Annotated in this window: 2 protein-coding genes; both read right to left on the bottom strand. The window is 46.7% G+C overall.

Annotated elements, in window-relative coordinates:
* Positions 1-433, bottom strand: a 433-nt coding sequence (locus tag KDK16_RS09080; RefSeq protein ID WP_257275706.1) for a hypothetical protein, incomplete at its 3' end; no start/stop codon positions are given.
* A 204-nt stretch (positions 434-637) separates the two neighbouring features.
* Positions 638-1,660 (bottom strand): hypothetical protein (locus KDK16_RS09075; protein ID WP_257275705.1); only part of this gene is annotated, 1,023 nt, incomplete at its 5' end.

Genomic DNA, 1,660 nt, shown 5'->3' with positions numbered 1-1,660 from the left:
TCGCAAATGGGTGATCCCTCTGTGTCAGCATAGACGTTGCCTCTTGTTGTTCAATCGGGCAAAACAGTGGTGAATCGGGGGGCCAATAGTTTCTTAAAAGCCAACCGATAGCGACAACCGCTTCTAAAATTAGCCATGTATAAGGGGTGGAGTTAAGAGAGACGTCTTTGTTTCTCAGGATCAGTTCGTTACTAACCAACAGATGAGTAGTATAAAGCCATTGCCACGAAATAGATTCAAAAATGGGGTGTTTTACTACGTTATTGTGTCTTTGTCGTTTTTCATCAGTCAGCGAAACTCTTAATTTATGGCCATTGTTATCGTAAATGTCTGGCGCATTACCCGGCAATGTATGCCAGTCAGGGTTTATAGAAAAGCTCAGCGTTGGAGAAACTGCTTTTTGTTCAAACTCGACAACAAAACCCCTTGTCAACGGTTGAGCCTGACAAATGACAAAAAACATTAGTAGTAGCGACAACAGCGCCACAAAGAGTGAATGCTTAATCGTTCTATCCTTGCGTTTCGGGTTCCAGAAAAGAAGGATAGATCAAGAAAACAAGCGTAATTTCTTTCAAAGACCTTGTTTTAAAAGACCAAGGTTGCACCGGGCAAATATCATGAAAGGTAGGCTGTCAGATCAAGGGGTGAGGTTTTCGTCCACACCAACAGGTTTACGTTTTCGATGAACTCTTTTGTGGTCCGACAGGGCTCGAGCACTCCTGCATATCTTTCCGCATAGCCGCTGCTGGCAATCCCTCCCAACCAAAACCACGGCGCAGGTTTGTTGCCCGCTGTGGTCTCTTCTTCTATGATACGACAGGACTTGAATATTTTTGCAGACCGTCCCACACGGCCGCGGCTGTCCGTCCTCCCCGACCACTATCGCACTACAGGTTTTTTGCCCACTGTGGATTTTGCTTTTATGATCTTTCAGGGCTTGAAGATTCTTGCAGACAACCCCACACAGTCGTGGCTGGCCATCCTCTCCGACCAATGCTACATCACAGGCTTTCTGACCGGTATGCGCTCTGGTTTTGTGAACCGACAAGGCTTGTCTGTTCTTGCAGATCTTTCCACATGATCGCTCCTGGCCTTCCTCCCCGATGACTGTTGCGTCACAGGTTTGTTGTCCGCTGTGGTATTTGCTTTTGTGAGATGACATTCCGATTTCTTCGAGAGGGTCAGGAGGATAAAGAGGCTCATTAATGGCCACAAAATCATGAGTGGTGGAAGTCCGGTTTATGGGCATTGGCAACCCATGATTTATTGACCCGGCAGGGTCAGTTGCATAGGCAGCCTGTGCACTCATTGAGTGTTGGAAATGTGTGGCGAATACAGGATCAAAGTGGCCTATGCAACTAAGGCAGTATCCATTGGCTAAATGAGGGCATGAGCTTTGTCCGGCTGATACTCCTATTTGGGCTGTCGAACTTTCTACGAAATTTTCAGGCCATTCAGAGGTCTCTCTGATATCGGATGATTGCCGAAAACTACAAACGCCATGACAGGGATGGGCAAAACAATTTAAACCGAAAGTATGCTGCTGTTTTTGAGGGTATCCTTTGTCGTCTCCAGAGTCAGAATAAAGGAGACGAATGCAAGCGTCTGTAAAGTGACTGGTGGCTTCAGAGGCTTGCTGACCCGATGATTCTGATGGTTG

Source organism: Endozoicomonas sp. SESOKO4 (genome assembly GCF_024606275.1).
This window is presented reverse-complemented; position numbering and strand designations above follow the sequence as displayed.